A 15,882-nucleotide genomic window follows, 5' to 3' on the forward strand; every position below is an offset into this window, starting at 1 on the left:
CCCTTAACCGCGTGGGGTCGCAGCAGCCAGTTTCACAACCGATCCCGACGCGCCTTTGGCAGGTGCGACTTTGGGCAGGTTGCTGGCTTCCAGCGCTTGTCGTTGTTGAGCGAGAGCGGCAATGGTTTGCTCGCTGGCCATCGGGATCACTTCAGGCGAAACCGGGGAGCCAGGACGAACCCGTTGCAGACCCTTGACGATGATCGTGTCGTCCTTGTTCAGGCCGCTGCGCACGATACGCAGGCCTTCGATCTTCGGCCCGAGTTCAACGGCGCGGTAGACGGTCTTGTTGTCGCCATCCATCACCAGCACGAACTTCTTGCCGAGGTCGGTACCGACCGCTTCATCGTTGATCAACATGGCGTTGTAGGTGCCGCTGCCGACCAGTTTCAGGCGTGCATACAGACCCGGGGTGTAGGTGCCGTCGCTGTTGTCGAACACGGCGCGACCACGGATGGTGCCAGTTTTCGGGTTGACCTGGTTGTCGACGAAGTTCATCTGGCCCAGGTGCGGGTTGCCGTCTTCATTGGACAGGCCCATGTACACCGGAGTGGTCGCACCGCGCTGACCCTGACGGGCGAGTTGGGTGTATTTGAGGAACACACGCTCGTCGGCGTCGAAGTAGGCGTAGACCTTGTCGGTGGAAACCACGCTGGTCAGCGCAGTGGTGTCGGCGGTCACCAGGTTGCCGGCGGTGATCTCGGCACGGCTGACGCGGCCGCTGATTGGCGCGGTGACGCGGGTAAAGCTCAGGTTCAGTTTGGCCAGATCCAGTTGCGCTTGCAGCGCGCCAACAGCAGCACGGGCTTCTTGGGCAGCGCTGGTGCGCGAGTCGGCCAGTTCGGCAGAGATGGCGTTGCTGGCACGCAGGCGTTCGCCACGGCCGGCTTCATTTTCACTGCGGGTGGCATTGGCGCGGGATTGAGCAACCAGGGCTTCGAGGCGGCGGACCTCGGCCTGGAACGGACGCGGATCGATCTGGAACAGCAGGTCGCCTTTCTTGACCAGCGCACCTTCGGTGAAGGCGACTTCGTCGATCTGGCCGGAGACCCGCGGACGGATTTCAACGGTTTCCGGCGCCTCGAGGCGCCCGGTGAATTCGTCCCACTCGTTGACCGGTTGTTCCAGCACCTTGGCCACGCTGACTTTGGCAGCAGGCATGGTGGCGGCGGTCTCCGGAGTCTTGCCGCACGCGCTCATCACCAGCACGGCCAACATGGCCAACGGGAAGCGCAAATGTTTGAGTGATTGTTCCATGGATGCATCCGCCAATGTATTGAAGATGGGCGGATGATGCTCGGCGGGTAGATGGCAAACGAATCGAATGACACGAAGGTAACTATCATTCGGAATGATATAAGCCCGAGGGAAGCCCTCTAGCATGCACCTTTCGTTAGGGGGCTATCAATTGGTTTCAGGGCAATTCTCTGTTACCTGAGACGCAAAGGTCGGTTGTGAAACTGTACGGTGGTGATTACGCGAGGATTAAAAATGCCGACCCCGCCTTGCGACAGGGCCGGCAATAGACCTTCGATTGGCGTCTATCTGAAAATCTGCTCAATCATGACTCTGGACGGGATCAATAGCGTATTCGAGTAATAGGCTTCGTACCCATAGGCGGTTATCCGAACTTTGCATGGGATCGAATTTTGCGACTCGAGCAACGGCTTGATGGCGTCATAGTCATTCAAGTCGCGTTGAGTTCCATTCGGGTTGGTGTAGTAAAAGATGAGTTCGGAGGAAAACTTGTAATTGGGTTTGGCTGGACTGCTGGCGATTACTCGCCCTTCAGCTTTTACGGCAATTGGATGCTCGGATGAGAACTCCGTGTCTCGATTCAGGGAGCAAATCAGGGTCGGTGAGAGCTGATTGGACTGTTCGTAATCACTGAAAGCGTTCTGCAAATCCACAGTGGAGCTGAAGTGTGCCGTGAACAGATTACTGGAACCCATTCTGAAGGACGATAACGTGAGATCGGCCGGTGGAATGCTGGCCGTTTTGACACAGCCACTACAGAGAAGCAATGCAAGGTAAATGACACCGCGTAGTCCGTTCATTGGCCGAAGATACCGTTGATTGAATCAAAAATCAGATCGCAGGCGGACTTGGCCCCTTGAACAGGCTCAATAAACATCCAGTCAGCCGAGGCATGGTGTCGATCAATGGTTTTATTGACGGTCGGACCTGCCTCGATTATCCAGCGCTCCCCGAAATCAGCGACGCCATCAGAATTATCAGGCTTGCTGGCATTCGCCCGGATGTTGATCCATGTTTCAGCGACAGGTGTTGGTTCAGAAAAGTAGATGTCGGAACCCAGCCATACAAAAAAACCTTCACCCACTGGATCGAGCGTCACCAAAAATTTAATGGTGTAACCGGCCTCGGACAGGATCTGCGACAGATGTGCGCCATTCCATCCACCGAGGCTATGACCAACGATGTAAACCGGACAGGATTTACTGGGTATGTTGTCTATAAAGTGAGTCTGAATGTCGCCGGAGCCCCTTGCATCCTTATAGCTTTTGGGGAGTCCGGTATATTTCGTCTTCAGCTTTTTGTTGCCGGCGATTTTTGCATCGAGCAGTTTTTGGGCGTCATCGATATTGTGGAAAGCTCCCTGGAAATAGTATTTCTCCTGGTCGGCAGCTCCACCAATGAAAAAGACAACAGCCTTCTTCGCTGGAACGGGGGCCGTCTTGACAGTCTGATCTTTCACGACTGTCAATGTCGGTGTGACGGACAGGCTTGCGGTATTGCCATTGGGAAGTTTGATTTGCTCTGCCGGCATGGTTATCAATCTTCCAAAAACAGTTTTATGGTTTCTGCCAAGTGTGAACTCACGACGTGTGTGAATCCCGACGCATCACTGGTTCCATACTCAAAGCTGCCATCAGCACGCTGAATCGCGTAGCCATGATTGGGCATCGGTTCACCGGTGCTTTCATCGATCAATTTGATTTTGTCGCTGAAGTGCACAGGCATCGGTAGCAGGCCGCTGAAAGGTGCCGGGACGAATGTGTCTCCGATGATGACTGTTCCGGAACCACCCACAACCACATTGCCGTGTCCGCCCGTGCTGTCTTTCGTCGCAGCGTTCAAACCATTGATAAAAACCGTTGCACTGACGCCTCCGGTGATGGGACTACCGCAAGCGGACTTGTCGCTCATCCGGGCCGCAGCAAGCCCGTCAAAGTTGACATTGGGCGAGCCACTGGCGATCGGATTTGTTCCATGTCCCGGTAGAGGGCAACTAGTGGGATCTGTCAGGCGCGCAGCAGGTTTTCCGCTCATGTGAAGTTCCGTTTCAATATTTCAGACCAAGCAACTGCGACGGTTGCGCGTGTTCGCTTTCAATCACCTTGATGGTGTTCGAAATAGCGAAGGGGACGGGTGTCTGTATACGTGCAGCACGCATGGAATTTACCGTCCCTGGAAATTCCGTCGCGAAGAATGCCGCAAGCCACTGCCACATTCAACAATCTCTATGACCGGTTATGGCAAAGGCTATGCCAGGCTATCCGGATCCCCGAAGAACATCTGAATCCGCGACCGCAACCACCGCTCCCCAGGATCATTGTCCTGCGACCCACGCCAAGCCATATGCAGTTCAAACGTACGAGTAGGCAGCGGCGGGTCTTCGGCGCGAAGACCACCCGCCGCCGTCAGTGCTTCCGCCGTGTAATCGGGGACGGTCGCGACGATGTCGGTGCCCGCCAGCAGCGTACCCAGTCCATTGAACTGCGGCACCGCCAAGACCACATGCCGTTTACGTTCGAGTTTTTCCAGCTCTTCATCGACGAAACCACTGAGGTCACCGGCAAACGACACCAGCGCATGCGGTCGGGCGCAGTAATCGTCCAGGCTCAACGGCCCCGGCACAGTATCGGCGCGCAGCAATTTGGGTGCGCTACGGCGCAGGACTTTGCGCTTGGCGTTGGCCGGCAGGTCGGTGGTGTAGCTGACGCCGATGGATATTTCGCCGGAAGCGAGCAGGCCGGGCATCAGGATGTAGTTGACGCGGCGCACCACCAGCACGATGCCCGGTGCCTCGGCGCGCAGGCGCTTGAGCAGCATTGGCAGCAGCGCGAATTCGACGTCGTCCGACAGACCGATGCGGAACACCGAAGTGCTGGTCGCCGGGTCGAATTCCGCCGCGCGGCTGACGGCTGTCGAAATCGAGTCCAGGGCCGGGGAGAGCAGGGCGAAGATTTCCACCGCGCGGGCGGAAGGCTCCATGCTGCGCCCGGTGCGCACAAACAAGGGGTCGTCGAACAGGCCGCGCAGGCGAGAAAGCGCCGCGCTGATCGCCGGCTGGCCGAGAAACAGCTTTTCCGCCGCACGGGTCACGCTACGCTCGTGCATCAGCGTTTCGAACACGATCAACAGGTTGAGGTCGACACGACGCAGGTCATTACGATTCATCTGGAGTCCTGGCAGAGTCATCAAGCTTGACGAGAGCGACCATATGAGAACAATGGCCGGCATGAATCTTACGGGGAAAGGCTGGTAGTCTGCACCGGGTAATTCAGCTTTACTGAGAAGGCGGCAGCAGTTTTTTCATGGATTTTCTCAATGCTGACCATGCTGCGGAATCAATGACAGGCATGTCGACTATTAATAGCCACTGATAGTCTTGGCTGGAAAGCCCAGATAGAGTTCATGGCATTAGAGGTTACTTTGACGAGGTTTGCGATGTCCCGCACGATCCGTTTTCACAAGTTTGGTCCAGCCGAGGTGCTCAAATGCGAAGAGCATGCGGCTGCTCAGCCAGGTCCTGGCGAAGTGCAGGTGCGTGTCGAGGCGATCGGCATCAGCTGGTATGACACGCTCTGGCGCCAGAATCTGGCGTCGTCCCAGGCGCGTCTGCCTTCCGGCCTCGGTCATGAAATGGCCGGCGTGGTCACGGCCATCGGCGACGGCGTCGAAGATCTGGCCGTGGGCGACAAGGTGGCCAGCTTCCCGGCCGAGAGCCCCAATGATTATCCGGTCTACGGCGAACTGATCGTTCTGCCGCGCACCGCGCTGACCCGTTATCCCGACGTGCTCAGCCCGATTGAAGCCAGCGTGCATTACACGCCGCTGTTGATCGCCTATTTCGGTTACGTTGATCTGGCACGGGTCAAACCCGGGCAGTTCGCCCTGGTGACCGACGCCAGCCACTGTGCCGGTCCGTCCTTCGTCCAGTTGGGCAAGGCGCTGGGTGTGCGGGTGATTGCTGCCACCAAAACGGCGGAGGAGCGTGAGTACCTGCTGTCTCTCGGTGCCGAGAAAGTGATCGTCACCGAAGAAGAAGACCTGTTGATGCGGATCAACAAGATCACCGACAACCGCGGTGTCGACGTGGTGTTCGACGGTCTCGGCGGGCCACAGATGTCGCTGCTCGGCGATGTACTGGCACCGCGTGGCAGCCTGGTGCTGTACGGCCTGCAGGGCGGCAACCAGACGCCATTCCCGGCCTGCGCAGCGTTCCAGAAGAACATTCAGTTCTTCGTGCATTGCATCGGCAACTTCACCGGCAAGCCGGAGCTCGGCATCGTTCAGGATCACGTAGCCTTGCAGCGTGCCTTGCGTGATATCAACCAGCTCACTGCCGACCGTGTGCTGCTGCCGCTAAAAACGCGTGTGTTTCCGTTCAACGAGTTTGTCGAAGCTCACCGCTACATGGACGAGTGCCCATGCCGCGAGCGGGTTGCCCTGCAAATCGAAACTGCCTGACCCTTCCAATCAGAGTCCGTGGCCCCACGGACTCTTGTGCGTTTAATCCTTCAGATATCGAGAAACCCCTGGGCCAGACGCCTGGGGACGTTCAGCAACTGAACTGGTTTTTGCTCTCGATCTGTATCTTCTAATTGCCCTCCAGACCCTGATAATTGAATGACTACTTTCATCTCAAGGAATGAGCTATGTCTGTGCATTCTATTTGTTCTGTGCAGTATCAAACGGCTGTTTATCATCGCACCTCAAACTTCTGTTTAAAGTTTGTAGGACTGCCATGTAATCCCTTCTTTTTTTCTTGTGCTCATTATGTGCAGGGGCTTGTAAGAAGTTTCCTAGGAAAACCCTGCCTTGCGAGGAGTCCAGCAGCGACGGGGCTTTCAGCCATGTCGCTCGTGATTCTTAAATGCCATGCGCTCAACTGTTTCAAATAACTACAAAAACATAAGTGTTAGCATTTAAGCGTCTATTAATTAATGAAGAATGATTGCGCGTCCGCCATTTTTCGGCCGCGCGATATAAAACCTTTGATACCGGGTGAAGTACTGATGAGCACGATCCATGATCAGGCAATGAACTATGTCTACCAGCAAGTTTTGCAACGACTGCTGAGTTTCTTTTCCCGGGCCGAGCGCACGGCATTGCAGCTGTTGATCCAGCGTCTGGCGGTCGCTGCCGGGGGCATGGATCGCATCGGTGAATTCAAGGTGTTGGTGATTCAGTCCGGCACACGCGACTGTTGCTACAGCCTGGCCCTGTTGCGCGCGGCGCAGTTGAGCATCGCCGGCCGCGCACCTGCCACATTTCAGTTGAGGGTCGCGACCCTGCGGTGCAACGGCGTACCGGCTTCGGCGTTGCACAACCTGCATCGCAGTTTCAGCGCACTGTTTCTGCATGATGACCCGAGGGTCGAGTTGTTGATGGTCGATCATCGGGAAATCCTGCCTTTCAACCATCTGGCGCCCATCTGCGATGAAGGGCGCGAGGCCGGCAGACTCGACCTGCTGATGGTGGGGCATCGCCGTGAATGGGATGAGGATCTGACATTGTGGGATGACCAGTATCTGACCACCGCTGAGTTCTATGGCCAGGTCGCCCGATGGAGCAACGGTGTCGATGCCTTGATCAGCAGCGACAACGCGCGCCGTCAGGAGCAGTTTCTCGATGGTCTGGACAGGGCAGTGCGCAAGGTCGGGATTGGCGAGTTGTCGCGAAAGGGCGGCGGGTTCGATGAGCTGTTCAGTCTGCTCGACAGCCTCGGCGGCGATTGTTATCGCGAACTCTACTCGCAAGACGATCGGGTGCCTTGGCGCCCCCTCGGCGAGTTCGAAGCCTGTCGTCGCACCAGCTATATCGGTATTGACGATATGGTCGTCGGCAAAATGGAGGAACGCTGGCCCTTGCTCAGCGATTTCCTCGGGTTTCAGGCCGACGATCTGATGCTTGAAGCGCGCACCGGCGAGTGCGCTGATCCCCTGGTCGGCGCCTACCTGAAAGGGTTGCAGGCCAGTTACACCGAAGGCCGGACCTACGAGGCCGGCGTATCGGACTATCTGCAGCAATGCTTGGCGACGATGCGCCGCAGAAACACGCCAGAGCAGGTTTGCGAACGTTTTGTCTCCACATTCGGCAACTCTTGCGATCTAGCCGAGCAACGGTCGCTGGCAGCGTCGTCCCTGCAAAAGAATCTCGGCCTCAACGAGTCGCAACTGGTGTGTCTCCTGTTCGCTCCCTTCAACGATGCCGGTGCCGGCCTTGAGCGATTCCTGCGCACCTGTCATCCGGGGATGCTGGTCGCCATGCCGGACCTGCACCGCGCCATGCAGGGCCTGCACGCACCGGAGCAGGTCTTGCAATGGATGACCGATGTCAGCGGCTTGCCACTGCGACTGATCTGCCGGTTGTATGCAATGGGGGCTGTCCGGACAGGCGAGCACGTCGCACAAGCGCAGGAGTTGCCCGAGCGCGAGGTGACTCTTGGCGACCGCTCGGCGGAAGGTTGAATGGGATTTTGCTGCCCGATCACACGGACGTCTCAGCGGACGTACCCTCATGAGTGAGCCGAGAGAATCTGATTTTGCCTACCAGGCTGTCTATCGCTACCTGACGCAACTGATCAGCGAGCCGGGCAACCAGGGAGCGATTCGACTGCCATCGTTGAGGCAACTGGCCGAGCGGTTGAACGTGTCGATCTCGACCATTCAATACGCCTACGCACTGCTGGAGAAAGAAGGCCGGGTCTATTCCGTAGCCAAATCCGGATATTTCGCGCAGCCTGCATCGTCGTTCATGCCGCCCGGACGCGGCGGTGATTTGCTGGAAACGGTGTACGTCAATGCCAGATGCACTGGCATGCAGGTATTGAGCGCCGATGAGCCGGCGTCGATCCAGCCTCTCGATCGTCCGTTGCTGATGCTTGAACGAGAGCTGTTGCGCCAGTATCCCCGGCACCTGCAAACGCCGGCCCAGCCTTGCGGCGAGCTGGAGTTGCGCACGCTGCTGGCGGCCCGCTACACGTCATCGGCTGCCCATTGCTGGCACGCTGAAGATGTCTACATCGGTGCCGATCTGCGAGGAGTGCTGGAAATCCTGATCGCCGTCCTTGAGTTGCGCCACGCAACCGTGGTGATCGAATCGCCGTGTGACTGGATGATCCTGCGCTTGTTTCAGTCCGCCGAGGTTCAGGTGATCGAGTTGCCGCTGCAGCCAGACGGGGCATTCGATCCGCAGAAACTCCAGAGACTGCTTGAAAGCGAGCGGGTCCGATTGATCCTGCTGTCCTCCCGATTGAACATGCCCCACGGGAGTCGTATCCCGCCGGCCAGCCGTGAGGCCATTGCGCATTTGCTGCTGAGTCATGGCACCTGGTTGCTGGAAAATGACTGCCACGGCGACTTGCTGGACGACGCCGAAGGGGAGCCGCTGCGCGAGTTGGTGGATCCCGACCGTCTGCTGGTGTTTTCCATGTTCGAAAAAATCATCGGGGTCGAAGCCCCCTACGGTTTTGTCCTGTCGCGGCAATGGCGCGCGGACCTGCAGCGTCACTTTCTGTTGCGTTCGTTTCGCCTTTCACCAATCCGCCAGAAAGCGATTGCACGACTCTATGCGAGCGGGCGGGTCGACCAGCATCTGCCGATGCTCAAGCGCTTGCTCAAGGAGCGCCGGACTCAATGGATCAATTTGATACGCGAACGTCTGGGGGACATTCTGCACGTCATCGAACCTGAGGGCGGTGCGACGATCTGGCTGCATTCTGCGCGCCCGGTCGTGATGGACGCGGTGTTTCAGCGGCTGCTCAAGCAACATGTGCTGATTGCGCCGGGGGAGTTGTTCAGCCTCAGAGGGTTGCACGCGCAGCACATGCGTTTGAGCGCGATTGGCGGCACGGAACACGAGTTGTTAAGACTTGTCGGACTGCTTGGGGATGCGTTGCGACTGGCTCCGCGGACAGATGCGCGAAAACACTCGGCTTGTACGCAATAGACCCCATCGCACTCCGGACAAACTGCCAGTAAACTCCGGTGTAATTTCCTGAACCACTCTATTTCAGAGGTTTTGCATGACACTCAGTCCTTTTGCGGGCAAACCGGCACCGGCAGAATTGTTGGTCGACATCCCGCGACTGGTTACGGCGTATTACACCGGTCAACCCGACGCCTCGGTTTCCACCCAGCGCGTGGCGTTCGGCACCTCCGGGCACCGGGGCAGTTCCTTTGATTTGAGTTTCAACGAGTGGCACGTTCTGGCCATCAGCCAGGCGATCTGCCTGTATCGCGAAGCCCAGGGCATCACCGGGCCGCTGTTCGTCGGCATCGACACGCATGCGCTGTCGACCCCGGCCGGGGCGAGCGCCCTGGAAGTACTGGCGGCCAACGGCGTGACCGTAATGATCGCCGAAGGCGACGAATACACGCCGACCCCGGCCGTGTCCCACGCCATTCTTTGCTACAACCGTGGTCGCACCACGGGGCTTGCCGACGGCATCGTCATCACCCCGTCGCACAACCCGCCACAAAGCGGCGGCTACAAGTACAACCCAACCAACGGCGGCCCGGCCGACACTCACATCACCAAGTGGATCGAAGCCAAGGCCAACGAACTGCTGGCCAACAAACTGGCCGGCGTCAAACGCATCAGCTACGAGCAGGCGCTCAAGGCCGAAACTACCCACCGTCACGACTACGTCAACACTTACGTGGCCGACCTGATCAACGTCATCGACTTCGATGCCATTCGCGGCGCCAAACTGCGCCTGGGTGTCGATCCGCTGGGCGGAGCAGGGGTGCGCTACTGGTCGGCGATTGCCGAGCACTATCGTCTTGACCTGGACGTGGTGAACAAGGAAGTCGACTCGACGTTCCGCTTCATGACCGTCGACTGGGACGGGCAGATCCGCATGGACCCATCGTCCAGCCATGCCATGCAAGGCCTGATCGGTCTGAAAGAGCGCTTTGACGTGGCGTTCGCCTGCGACCCGGATCACGACCGTCACGGCATCGTCACACCGTCCGGTGGCCTGCTGGCACCGAACAACTACCTGGCGGTATCGATCGACTACCTGTTCCAGAACCGTCCGCAATGGCGTGCCGACGCAGCCGTGGGTAAAACCGTGGTCAGCAGCGGTCTGATCGATCGTGTGGCCAAGCGTCTGGGCCGTCGTCTGTACGAAGTGCCGGTCGGCTTCAAATGGTTCGCCGATGGTCTGTTCGACGGCTCGCTGGGTTTTGGCGGCGAAGAAAGCGCCGGTGCCTCGTTCCTGCGCAAGGACGGCGGTGTCTGGAGCACTGACAAGGACGGTCTGATTCCAGCCCTGTTGGCTGCCGAAATGACCGCCCGCACCGGCCGCGACCCAAGCCAGGCCTACCGTGCGCTGACCGAGGAGCTGGGCGAGCCGTTCTCGGTGCGTGTCGACGCCAAGGCCAATCCTGAGCAGAAAGCGCTGCTGAGCAAGCTGTCGCCGGAGCAGGTCACCTCGACCGAACTGGCGGGCGAGAAGATCCAGAGCATTCTCAGCAAGGCTCCAGGCAACGATCAGGCCATCGGCGGTCTGAAAGTGATGACCGAAAACGGCTGGTTCGCTGCACGTCCGTCGGGCACCGAAGACATCTACAAGATCTACGCCGAAAGCTTCATCGGCGACGACCACCTCAAGCAACTGGTGGCCGAAGCGCAAACCCTGGTAGACGGTGCGATCAGCACCAAATAAATCCAGACGACGGAAAAGGGCGACCCTGAGGTCGCCCTTTTTTGTGCCCGCAATTCGCCCGTCAGGCCAGATCCACCAACACGATCTCGCTGTCTTCCAGCGCCGTGACGGTCAACACCTGTTCATCAGCCACCGCCACACCGTCGCGAGCTTGTGCGCGCAAACCATTGACTTCAATGACACCCGTCGCCGGAACCAGATAGGCACGACGTCCGGCGTCGAGGCGGTATTCAGCGGTTTCCCCGGCCTTGATATTGGCCGCCACCAAACGCGCGTTGGCGCGGATGCGCAGGCTTTGATCGTCACCGTCTTTGCCGCTGGCGAGGGTCACGAAACCTTCGCGGTCGCCTTTCGGGAACGGTTTGGCGCCCCAGGACGGTGGTGCGCCGGTTTCGGTCGGCAGAATCCAGATCTGGAAGATCTTGGTGTCCGTGGCTTCCAGGTTGTATTCGCTGTGGGCGATTCCGGTGCCGGCGCTCATGACCTGCACGTCGCCAGCCTCGGTGCGGCCCTTGTTGCCCAGGTTGTCCTGGTGGCTGATCGCACCTTCACGCACGTACGTGATGATTTCCATGTCGCGGTGCGGGTGAGTAGGGAAGCCCGTGCCAGCGGCAATGATGTCGTCGTTCCACACGCGCAGGTTGCCCCAGCTCATGCGTTGCGGATCGTAGTACTCGGCGAACGAAAAATGGTGATGGGCATCCAACCAGCCGTGATGGGCACCGCCCAGCGAGCTGAAAGGTCTGAGTTCAAGCATGATCGTCTCCTCAAAAGGTTCGTCATGGGGCGTGATGCCTGAGCCACGAAGCGAGACCGGTGATTGATGGCAGGCATCATCTATCAGTCAACCATCGAGAAAAAGCGTAAAAAGTGCGGCATTCCCATCGAATCGATTGATGTTAAAAAAGCTCGAAATCGTCTCATCCGACCTTCAATTCATCGCCTAAACCAATGACCTGTAAGCATTTCGCTAGAACAAAAAAGCAAATGCAGACACCATAGCCCTCAACAGCCTCACATCCGGAGTCCGTCAGCGTGGCGCAACACACCCCCGATCTTCCCCCCGAACTTCGTCCCCTGGCCGAGATGCCCTGGTTCAAACGCCTGGCGGCGCGTTTCCTTGGCCATGGTCTGACGCAACTGCGCGCCCAGCACCGGGCTTCGTGGCTGCACGGTCAGGCCGACGGCTTTCGCAGCGGGCATACCGCCGGCGTGGATTACGGGTACAAGGAAGGCAAGGCTGACGGGCTGGAAGAGGGCCGCCAGGTCTTGTTGATCCGCGACAGCCGTAATACCGAACACCGGCCACCGGGTATCGACAATCACCTGTTCGACGACTGGCGCCTGCCACTCAGCGCAGACTTGAAGAAACGCATGAAAGCCGACGTCGCACGCCTGCTGCCTGCGCACGCCCAGCCAAGCGTTGCGCAATGGAAGATGATTTTCAGCGATACCCCGTCAACCTCGGTGATTGCCGGCGCCGGAGCCGGCAAGTCGACCACGCTGGTGCTGCGGATCCTGCTGCTGACTCACTATCTGGGCTTCGAGCTCGATTCGATGACCGTGGTGACCTTCACCCGGGAATCACGCAAGGACTTCATCAACAAGCTGATCGAACTGTTCGCGTTGTGGGGCCGGGCACTGAGTCAGAAGGACGCGCGGGATCTGGTGCGCACCTTCCACTCGCGGATCTTGCCGATGGTTCGCAGTCTGCCGGGGTTCGAACGCTTGCAGGCATTCGAAAACCTCAGCCACCGCGCGCAGGGTGGGGACGAGGACGTCGACAGCAATCCGTTCGATCTGCGCATCAACGACGCGCAACGCCAGCAGCTCAACGCCTGCTACCACCGTCTTTACAAAGAAGACCCGCGCTTTGCGCAACTGATCCAGCCGCTGTCCCGGCACGCCTTGCAGCTCAAGGAGCTGGAACGCGATCACCCGGACGTGCAAAAGCGCGTCGCTGTAACAGAGCTGGCGGCCCGGCGCGATGAAGAGCTGTGCGACATGATCGAGGACCTGTGGCTCCGCACAGGCGCCTGGCCGATCAAGGGTATCGAGCCCAGCCGTCAGACATTCGAAATCAACGGCGCGTCGTTCCATTGCCACGGCTACATTCCGAGCCTGGACGCCTGGGTGGTATTGGGTTTCGATCCTCGGGAAAACCCGCAGGTCTGCCGTCCCAATGCCAAGCTGACGGTGCGTGCAGAGTGGGCAGTCAAGCGCACTCTGTTTCAAGCTTTCTGTCGTAAACCATTGATTTGGCTGGATAGCTACGAGTCATCAAAACGTTTATTGGCCACGCTGGCGGGTGATGTCAGCGCCGGCCCCGGCTTCGACCACAAGGTCAAGGGCGAGCTCGCATCGGCGCCATTGCTCGACTGTTTTGTCGCCGCCGCAGGCTTCATCGAGAACTTGGGCCTGGACGTGCCGGACGCCGTTGGCCGCATGAGTTTCGCCAAGGACGATCCGGACCGGTTTTTCTTCGAAGCCTTAAGCCTGTTCTGGCGGGCGCTGGAAGACCATTTGCTGGATCAGAAGCCGCCGGTCATGACCTACAACCGAATGTTCGCGCTGTTCAGCGAGCATTCGCCGGAAAACTTCAAGCTGCTCAGCGATGAGTTGCTGCGGCCGATGTCGCACCTGATGATCGATGAGTTTCAGGACGTTTCGCCGCAGATCGTCTCGTGGATTCGCGCCAGCCTCTCGGAAATCCGCAGTCGCGGCCCGGCCATGCATGTCGGACGAGGCGCGCAGAGATCATCGCTGCTTTGCGTAGGCGATGACTGGCAATCGATCTACGGCTGGCGCGGCAGTTCGCCGAGCTACTTCATGGAGTTCAACAAGGAATTCCCGTCGCCGAGCACGACCCGGGTGATGCTCAGCGACAACTATCGCAGCCATCAGCACATCATCGACGCGGCGGAGCACATCGTTCGTGCAGCACCGGCGATCCCGGGCAAGAAGGCCAAGGCCAGCGGCGAGGAGAGGCCGTTGCAGCCAGTCAACGTGCTGGAGCGCGACGATCAGGCGCTCGGCGAGCGCCTGGCAGAACACTATCGAAAGGGCGACTCAATCTTGATGCTCTATCGAAAAAGCAGCGATAAGTTATTGATAGAGCAGCATATTCAGTCTGTAGTTAATGTAGATTCGAGCTTGCCGTACGAGTCCCGTCGACTGAAACAACTGACCTATCACAGCGCCAAAGGCCTGCAGGCCGACGCGGTTTTTCTGCTGGGCGATTGCCAGCACCTGACCAGTTCACCGTACAAGAATCAGGTGTATCGCATGGCCGGACTGGGCAAGGCCGGTGACAGCGAGCCGTACGACAGCGCGCAGAAAGACGAAATCCTGCGCCTGGCCTACGTCGGAATCACTCGCGCGGTCAGTCATTGCTACTGGTACGTCGAGCCGCAAGACACTCAGGCAGTCAACATGCCTAGGGCTTCGGACCGGGTCACCAAAGGCAAACCGTTCTTCGTCGATCATCGTCCGGAAAAGAAAACGGCCTGAATCCAACGCCTATGAAAAAGCCCGCACAAAGCGGGCTTTTTTTATTTTGAATCAGCTAGTTACGCATAACTCTTGAGAGATTCCGGAGGAATGAAAGCCTCCAGTTCGTCCTCGACGGCTTCGATTATTCGCTCCACATCCGCCGCATTCATGACTGTGGCACAAGGGATGCCGGCGATCGCGATCAGGGTTTCGCCGCTGGCCCGATCGAACAGGCGCGCGACCAGACTGCCCGGCGCATCCATGGTCGCCTCGAAACCCATGGGATGAAAATGCCAGCGCATCAGCTGGCAGGCATTGGGGAACGTGACCTTGCTTGACCCTTTATTCATGTGTTGCCCGCCTTCTTCATCGAGCGCTTCCGTTTGCTCATGGTAGGTGGGAAGAGCCTTCATTGGCCCAACCGGTGATTGTCTTTAAAAGTAGCATCTGGATGTGAAATTCCTGTGAGAATTTTCAGTTCATTTAGCGATTGCGCGGATTTTTTTGATGTAAGTCACGGTCCACCCCAATCGTCGCCAAAGTGCCATTACGCCGGGTTGTTGATGCCGCGCCAGAAGTTGGGCAAGCTCGGTTCTTTTTCCAAGAGTCCCTTATGCACGCCGATGATGACGGCCCGGAACAGACGCGGGCCACGGCCGAAACGGTCATGCGCTATCACCTGTGCTGGAAACACCGGGACCTGGATGGCGTGATGGCGCTGTACCACCCGGACATCCAGTACAACGATTTCTTCCAGAACCGCGTGCTTGGCCTCGACGAGTTGCGCGAGTACGTCCGGGTCAGCATGCCGCGCGAGTCCGACGAAGCGCTGGAGCATTGCGACCGCATCCGCATCGACGGCAACACCGCGTTCATTCAATACGAAGTGACGTTGCGCGGCGGCAACGGGCTGGTGTCGTTTCGATCCAGCGAAGCGATCACGGTCAAGGACGGGCAGATCTGGCGGGTCAACGAATATGCCTCGCTGGTACGCGAGCAGGCCGAGAGCCCGACGGCAACCCGCCAGCGTCCGGCGGTGAGTCGACTGGGCCTGTCGCCGCGTCAGCTGAGCTTCATGGCCGATGACTTGCAGCAGTATTTCCAGCGTCAGCAGCCTTATCTCGACCCCGAACTCGACCTGCAACGGGTGGCGAAGGAATGCGGGTACAGCCGCAATCAGATTTCCTATTTGTTGAATCAGGTGCTGGGGCAAAGCTTTTACCGCTACGTCAATCAGGCGCGTCTGCAACATCTATTGCAGTCGCTGGACAACGCCACGCCGCCGTTGCGCATCGATGAACTGGCCTTCGCTGCCGGTTTCAATTCGCTGTCGGCTTTCTATAGCTGCTTTCGCCAGCACACCGGCCAGTCGCCAAAGGCCTACGCCAAGCAAATTTCTTTGCGGACACGCGCGCAAGACAATCCCTGAGTTCTGCCTCTAGGATCGACGCCATCGAAACCTGGATTGG

Annotated in this window: 12 protein-coding genes; 6 read left to right on the top strand and 6 right to left on the bottom strand. The window is 58.4% G+C overall.

Features of this window, described 5'->3' with window-relative positions; all coding sequences use genetic code 11:
* Positions 1-3: 3 nt before the first annotated feature.
* From mexE to ABTV87_RS14490, 4 genes are all read right to left on the bottom strand, one after another.
* On the bottom strand, positions 4-1,257 hold the full coding sequence (gene mexE, locus ABTV87_RS14475) for a multidrug efflux RND transporter periplasmic adaptor subunit MexE (RefSeq protein ID WP_433899820.1): 1,254 nt from the start codon (positions 1,255-1,257) through the stop codon (positions 4-6).
* Between the two features lie 796 nt (positions 1,258-2,053).
* Positions 2,054-2,788 (bottom strand): alpha/beta hydrolase, encoded by a 735-nt coding sequence (locus tag ABTV87_RS14480; protein ID WP_085603784.1) that lies wholly within the window; start codon positions 2,786-2,788, stop codon positions 2,054-2,056.
* A 5-nt stretch (positions 2,789-2,793) separates the two neighbouring features.
* Positions 2,794-3,291 (bottom strand): PAAR domain-containing protein, encoded by a 498-nt coding sequence (locus ABTV87_RS14485; RefSeq protein WP_127798093.1) that lies wholly within the window; start codon positions 3,289-3,291, stop codon positions 2,794-2,796.
* A 213-nt stretch (positions 3,292-3,504) separates the two neighbouring features.
* A complete protein-coding gene (locus ABTV87_RS14490) occupies positions 3,505-4,422 on the bottom strand; it encodes a LysR family transcriptional regulator (protein ID WP_085603778.1) in 918 nt (305 codons plus the stop codon).
* Between the two features lie 270 nt (positions 4,423-4,692).
* Between ABTV87_RS14490 and ABTV87_RS14495 the strand changes: the two genes are divergently transcribed.
* The 4 genes from ABTV87_RS14495 (at position 4,693) to pgm (ending at position 10,921) form a co-directional block, all read left to right on the top strand.
* Positions 4,693-5,715, top strand: a complete 1,023-nt coding sequence (locus ABTV87_RS14495; protein ID WP_007954559.1) for a zinc-dependent alcohol dehydrogenase family protein — start codon at positions 4,693-4,695, stop codon at positions 5,713-5,715.
* Between the two features lie 548 nt (positions 5,716-6,263).
* Positions 6,264-7,718, top strand: a complete 1,455-nt coding sequence (locus ABTV87_RS14500) for a hypothetical protein (protein WP_085603775.1) — start codon at positions 6,264-6,266, stop codon at positions 7,716-7,718.
* A gap of 49 nt (positions 7,719-7,767) precedes the next feature.
* Positions 7,768-9,198, top strand: a complete 1,431-nt coding sequence (locus ABTV87_RS14505) for a PLP-dependent aminotransferase family protein (RefSeq protein WP_085603773.1) — start codon at positions 7,768-7,770, stop codon at positions 9,196-9,198.
* A 76-nt stretch (positions 9,199-9,274) separates the two neighbouring features.
* On the top strand, positions 9,275-10,921 hold the full coding sequence (gene pgm, locus ABTV87_RS14510) for a phosphoglucomutase (alpha-D-glucose-1,6-bisphosphate-dependent) (protein WP_085603770.1): 1,647 nt from the start codon (positions 9,275-9,277) through the stop codon (positions 10,919-10,921).
* Between the two features lie 61 nt (positions 10,922-10,982).
* Here pgm and ABTV87_RS14515 read toward each other — a convergent pair whose 3' ends face one another.
* Positions 10,983-11,678, bottom strand: coding sequence for a pirin family protein (locus tag ABTV87_RS14515; RefSeq protein ID WP_085603767.1), 696 nt, complete (start codon positions 11,676-11,678; stop codon positions 10,983-10,985).
* Between the two features lie 278 nt (positions 11,679-11,956).
* Here ABTV87_RS14515 and ABTV87_RS14520 point away from each other — a divergent pair, with 278 nt between their 5' ends.
* A complete protein-coding gene (locus ABTV87_RS14520; RefSeq protein ID WP_085603764.1) occupies positions 11,957-14,431 on the top strand; it encodes a UvrD-helicase domain-containing protein in 2,475 nt (824 codons plus the stop codon).
* Between the two features lie 59 nt (positions 14,432-14,490).
* Here the strand turns inward: ABTV87_RS14520 and ABTV87_RS14525 are convergent, their stop codons facing one another.
* Positions 14,491-14,763: a DUF1652 domain-containing protein gene (locus ABTV87_RS14525; protein WP_011334086.1), complete on the bottom strand. Its 273-nt coding sequence runs from the start codon at positions 14,761-14,763 to the stop codon at positions 14,491-14,493.
* Between the two features lie 263 nt (positions 14,764-15,026).
* Between ABTV87_RS14525 and ABTV87_RS14530 the strand changes: the two genes are divergently transcribed.
* Positions 15,027-15,842, top strand: a complete 816-nt coding sequence (locus ABTV87_RS14530) for a helix-turn-helix domain-containing protein (protein ID WP_433899821.1) — start codon at positions 15,027-15,029, stop codon at positions 15,840-15,842.
* Positions 15,843-15,882 lie beyond the last annotated feature (40 nt).

Origin of the sequence: Pseudomonas sp. PSE1(2024) (assembly GCF_050990555.1) — a bacterium.
In the GTDB taxonomy this organism is placed as follows: Bacteria; Pseudomonadota; Gammaproteobacteria; order Pseudomonadales; family Pseudomonadaceae; genus Aquipseudomonas; species Aquipseudomonas aphyarum.